We start from the raw sequence: 5,155 nt of genomic DNA on the forward strand, positions 1-5,155 counted from the left end.
AGTGCAGTGACCAACTCAAGCTGGTTTACTGCACCGCCGCTTCCTGTACCACGCGGATCACCCGCTGCGGGAAGGGAATATCGATACCCTCTTCCTTCAGACGATCGCGTGCATGCTCGTTGAGCATGAACAGCACATCCCAGTAGTCCGCCGTGTTCACCCAGATCCGCAAGGACAGCGTGATCGAGCTGTCACCGAGCAGCGAAACCACTGCCTGTGGCGCCGGGTCCTGATGTACGCGTGGATCCTTGGCCAGCTCCAGCAGCACCTGACGGGCTTTCTGCAGATCAGCCTCGTAATTGACGCCAACATCGAACACGACCTTACGGGTCGGCTGACGGTTGGTGTTGGTAATGATGCCGTTGGACAGGCTGCCGTTGGGCAGGATCACCGTCTTGTTGTCACCGGTACGCAGCACGGTGTGGAAGATCTGGATGCTGTCCACGGTGCCCGCCACGCCCTGGGCTTCGATCCAGTCGCCCAGACGGAACGGACGGAACAGCAGAATCAGCACGCCGCCAGCGAAGTTCGCCAGGCTGCCTTGCAAGGCCAGACCGATGGCCAGGCTGGCCGCACCGATGGCGGCGACGAACGAGGTGGTTTCGATACCGATCATCGAGGCGACGCTGATCGCCAGCAATATCTTCAGGATCACATTCGCCAGCGTACTGATAAAACCTTGCAGCGCGAGGTCGGCATTGCGCAGGGCAAGCAATTTGCCCAGGCGGTGGGTCACCTTGTTGATCACCCACCAGCCAATGGCCAGGGTCAGCAGCGCCAGCAACAGGCGGCTGCCGTATTCCATGATCAAGGGGATCCAGGTTTGCGACGTTTTAACCAGCTGATCGACTTCAGCACTCAAATCCATAATGTTCTCCTGATGCCGAAGGGCAAAAGCTGTAAAAATCGCGCCGCAATCGTTTCAGCGACTAGAGAGACCTCGGACGCCAAAACGGCGCCAAGGTTCCCGATGTGCTTCGCTCAGTCGCGGAAGTTGTTGAACTGCAGCGGCATGCCGAACTCTTTGCCACGCAGGGCGGCGATGGCTTCCTGCAGGTCGTCACGCTTCTTGCCGGTGACGCGTACCTGCTCGCCCTGGATGGCGGCCTGGACCTTGAGCTTGGCGTCTTTGATGTGAGCGACGATCTTCTTCGCCAGCTCCTTGTCGATGCCTTCCTTGAGGGTGGCGTCCTGCTTCATGACTTTGCCCGACGCGTAGGCATCCTTCACTTCCAGGCACTGCACGTCGATCTTGCGCTTGACCAGGGCCAGCTTGAGGATCTCGATCATCGCTTCGAGCTGGAATTCGGCTTCGGCGGTCAGGGTGACGGTCAGTTCCTTTTCCTTGAATTCGAAGCTGCCCTTGCCCTTGAGGTCATAGCGACGGTCGAGGTCCTTGACCGCGTTTTCCACGGCGTTGGTGACTTCGTGCTTGTCCAGTTCCGATACCACGTCGAACGACGGCATACCTTCTCTCCATAAAATAAACGCACGCTCGCGGCTCTGATGAAAGAGCGCGATGGAGCGCGCAGGGTTTGACGGTTAAAATACCGGCTCATTATAACGGTTGCGAAACGCTGATGAGCAGCACCTGGCATATTCTCGGCGCCGGCAGTCTGGGCAGCCTCTGGGCCTGCCGTCTGGCCCGTGCGGGCAAAGCGGTCCGGCTGATCCTGCGCGATGCAGAGCGCCTGAAGGCCTATGAAGCGGTGGGTGGCCTGACCCTGATCGAAAAAGGCCAGGCCCAGCTGCATGCGATTCCGGCGCAAACCGCACACGACACCACGCCCATCCATCGCCTGCTGGTCGCCTGCAAGGCCTATGATGCCGAGCACGCAGTGGCGCAACTGGCGCCACGCCTGGCCCACGGCGCCGAACTGATCCTGCTGCAGAACGGCCTGGGCAGTCAGGACGCGGTCGCCAATCAGGTCCCCCACGCCCGCTGCATCTTCGCCTCCAGCACCGAAGGCGCATTTCGCGAGGCGGACTGGCAGGTCAATTTCGCCGGGCACGGCTTCAACTGGCTGGGCGATCAGGCCAACCCGCTGGCCCCGGAATGGCTCGATGACCTGAGCGATGCCGGCATCCCCCATCAGTGGACGCCTGACATCCTCACCCGTCTGTGGCGCAAGCTGGCCCTCAACTGCGCCATCAACCCACTGACCGTGCTGCACGATTGCCGCAACGGCGGCCTCGAGGAGCACCACTGCGAAGTGGCGACCCTCTGCGCCGAGCTCACCGAGCTGTTGCAATGCTGTGGCCAACCGGAAGCCGCCGATGGCCTGAGCGAGGAAGTGGAACGGGTGATCAAGGCCACCGCCGCCAACTACTCTTCCATGTACCAGGATGTTCGCCAGGGTCGACGCACCGAAATCCACTACCTGCTCGGCCACGCCTGCCGCGTCGCCAGCCGCCACAGCCTTGAGCTGCCGCACCTGGAACGCCTCTACCGGCGCCTGCTCGAACACCTGAGTGCACGCGGATTGCCCTGCGACTGAACGCAGCGTTACCCTGCCCTTTCACCCACCGACCGGGATCCCGCTTTCACATGACGCTGCGCGAACGCCTGGAAAACCTGCCGGTCGGCCAGAAACTGCTGGCCGCCCTGCTGGTGCTGTTGATCACCATTTTGCTGGTGGCCAACCTGACTTTCATCAGCGCCGCCTACTGGATTTCCCAGGAGAGCATGGCGCCACAGGCGCTGCAGACCATTGGCCGACTGGTGGCCAACCCGCAGCTCGCCTCTCAGGCAGCCGACTCACCCGAAACCGCCAAGGCCCTGCTCAAAGAGCTCGACAGCTACACCCCTCTGCGCGCAGCCGCGGTGTACGGCAGCGATGGCAAATTGCTCGCGCAATTGCAGCATGGTGAACAACTGCCTTTGCCCACCCGCTACCGCCATATCGAGAACTGGCGCCTGACCGAGTTTCGCAGCACCCAGCTGACCAAACTGGTGCGCCCGGGCAGTCCTCCCGGCTACCTGTTGATGGTGGCCAGCAGTGAACTGCCGATGGCCTTCTACACCGGCATTCTTACCGCCAGCCTGGGCATCCTGGTGTTCAGCATCCTGCTATGGATGATCATCGCCCGGCAGATCAAGCGCCTGATTACCCAGCCGATCAACCAGCTCGAACAACTGTCGCGCCAGGTGACCCGCGAGGAGAACTACTCCCTGCGCGCCCAACGCGGCAACGACGATGAAATCGGCAGCCTGGCCGAAGCCTTCAACACAATGCTCACGCGCATCGAGGCGCGTGAGCAGCAGCTCAAGCGCACCCGTGACGAGTTCCAGGAAGCCTACGACCAGGCTCAGGGCCTGGCCGAGGAAACCCGCCATACCAACCGCAAGCTGGAGCTGGAAGTCCAGGTACGCAGCAAGATCGAGAAAAAGCTCACCGGTTTTCAGAACTACCTCAACAGCATCATCGACTCCATGCCCTCGGCATTGATCGCCCTCGATGAACAGCTCTACGTCACCCAGTGGAACCAGGAAGCCAGCGCCCTCTCCGGCACGCCGCTGGACGAAGCGCTGAACCAGCCGATCTTCCTCGCCTTCGAGCCGCTCAAGCCGTTCCTGCCGCAACTCAAGGAAAGCGTCGAGAAGCACCGGGTGGCGAAGATCGAACGGGTGACCTGGACCAAGGGCGACGATGCCCGGCACTACGCCCTGACCTTCTACCCGTTGATGGGCGGCGGCGGGCGCGGCGTGGTGATCCGAATCGACGACATCACCCAGCGCCTGTCGCTGGAAGAAATGATGGTGCAGTCAGAGAAGATGCTCTCAGTCGGAGGCCTGGCCGCTGGCATGGCTCATGAGATCAACAACCCGCTGGGGGCGATCCTGCACAACGTGCAGAACATTCGCCGGCGCCTGTCCCCCGATCTGGCGAAGAACCAGGAGCAAGCCGCCGAGCTGGGTATCGATCTGCCGGTGGTCAACCGCTACCTGGAAAGTCGCGAAGTCCCGCAGTTGCTGGACGGCATCCAGCAGGCCGGGGCCCGTGCGGCGAAAATTGTCACCCACATGCTCAGTTTCAGCCGCCGCAGCAACCGCCAGCTGGCGCCCTGCGACCTGCCGGCGCTGATCGATCAGGCGGTGGAAATTGCCGGCAACGACTTCGACCTGACCATCGGCTTCGACTTCAAGGGCCAGGCCATCATCCGTCAGTTCGACCCCAACCTGGGACCGGTGCCGTGCACCGCGAACGAACTCGAGCAAGTGCTGCTCAACCTGTTGAAGAACGCCGCCCAGGCCATCCACCTGCGTGAAGACGACAGCGAGCCGGGACGCATCATCCTGCGTACCCGGCTCAATCCGCCGTGGGCGGAGATTCAGGTGGAAGACAATGGGGTCGGCATGCCGGAAGCGGTGCGTAAACGCACCTTCGAACCGTTCTTCACCACCAAGGAAATCGGCCAAGGCACGGGCCTGGGCCTGTCGGTGTCGTATTTCATCATCACCAACAACCACAAAGGCCAGATGGAGGTGCAATCGGCACCGGGGCAAGGCACCTGCTTTACCTTGCGCCTGCCGCTGGCCAACAGCTCGCCGACCGTGGTCGAGCCCCACAAAATGGAGTCATGAACATGGGCTTTCGCTTGTCGAAGATCTACACCCGTACCGGCGACAAAGGCGAAACTGGCCTGGGTGACGGCCGTCGGGTGCCCAAGGATCATCCGCGGATCGAGGCCATTGGTGAGGTCGACAGCCTCAACAGCCAGTTGGGTCTGCTACTGGCCGGGTTGGCCGAACACAAGCTGAACGAAGTGATCGAGGTTCTCGCGCCTTGCCAACACCGCCTGTTCGATCTGGGCGGTGAACTGGCGATGCCCAGTTATCAGGCGCTGAACGCGGCAGAAGTGGAACGCCTGGAAGCGGCGATCGACCGCTGGAACGAAGAACTGGGACCGCTGAAAAATTTCATCCTGCCCAGCGGCTCGGCGCTGATCGCCCAAGCCCATGTGTGCCGCAGCCTGGCGCGCAGTGCCGAGCGGCGTTGCCAGCAATTGAACAGCGTCGAACCGCTGGCTGGGGTTGGGTTGGCGTATATCAACCGGCTGTCGGATTTGCTGTTTGTGGCGGCGCGGTTGATTGCCCGGCGCCAGGGGGTGGCTGAGGTGCTTTGGCAAGCGGCAGCGAAACCTTGAGGGCCTC

Annotated in this window: 5 protein-coding genes; 3 read left to right on the forward strand and 2 right to left on the reverse strand. The window is 61.9% G+C overall.

The genetic code is table 11. The annotated features are described in order from the left end of the window. Positions 1 to 25: 25 nt before the first annotated feature. Together NPS47_RS24940 and NPS47_RS24945 are read right to left on the reverse strand one after the other, a co-directional pair. Complete coding sequence (locus tag NPS47_RS24940) at positions 26 to 868, reverse strand: mechanosensitive ion channel family protein (RefSeq protein WP_274297389.1); 843 nt, start codon at positions 866 to 868, stop codon at positions 26 to 28. Between the two features lie 113 nt (positions 869 to 981). After that, positions 982 to 1,467 carry a YajQ family cyclic di-GMP-binding protein gene (locus NPS47_RS24945; protein WP_107025119.1) on the reverse strand — a complete coding sequence of 162 codons (486 nt, stop codon included), beginning with the start codon at positions 1,465 to 1,467 and terminating at the stop codon, positions 982 to 984. 113 nt (positions 1,468 to 1,580) lie between these two features. Here NPS47_RS24945 and NPS47_RS24950 point away from each other — a divergent pair, with 113 nt between their 5' ends. From NPS47_RS24950 to NPS47_RS24960, 3 genes are read left to right on the forward strand one after another with little or no spacing between them, the layout of a single operon-like run. Next, positions 1,581 to 2,498 carry a putative 2-dehydropantoate 2-reductase gene (locus NPS47_RS24950; RefSeq protein WP_274297390.1) on the forward strand — a complete coding sequence of 306 codons (918 nt, stop codon included), beginning with the start codon at positions 1,581 to 1,583 and terminating at the stop codon, positions 2,496 to 2,498. Between the two features lie 50 nt (positions 2,499 to 2,548). After that, positions 2,549 to 4,585, forward strand: a complete 2,037-nt coding sequence (locus tag NPS47_RS24955) for a sensor histidine kinase (protein ID WP_274297391.1) — start codon at positions 2,549 to 2,551, stop codon at positions 4,583 to 4,585. Between the two features lie 2 nt (positions 4,586 to 4,587). After that, positions 4,588 to 5,148 (forward strand): cob(I)yrinic acid a,c-diamide adenosyltransferase, encoded by a 561-nt coding sequence (locus tag NPS47_RS24960; RefSeq protein ID WP_274297392.1) that lies wholly within the window; start codon positions 4,588 to 4,590, stop codon positions 5,146 to 5,148. The last annotated feature ends 7 nt before the right edge of the window (positions 5,149 to 5,155 follow it).

Origin of the sequence: Pseudomonas putida (assembly GCF_028682475.1) — a bacterium.
GTDB lineage: Bacteria > Pseudomonadota > Gammaproteobacteria > Pseudomonadales > Pseudomonadaceae > Aquipseudomonas > Aquipseudomonas putida_AG.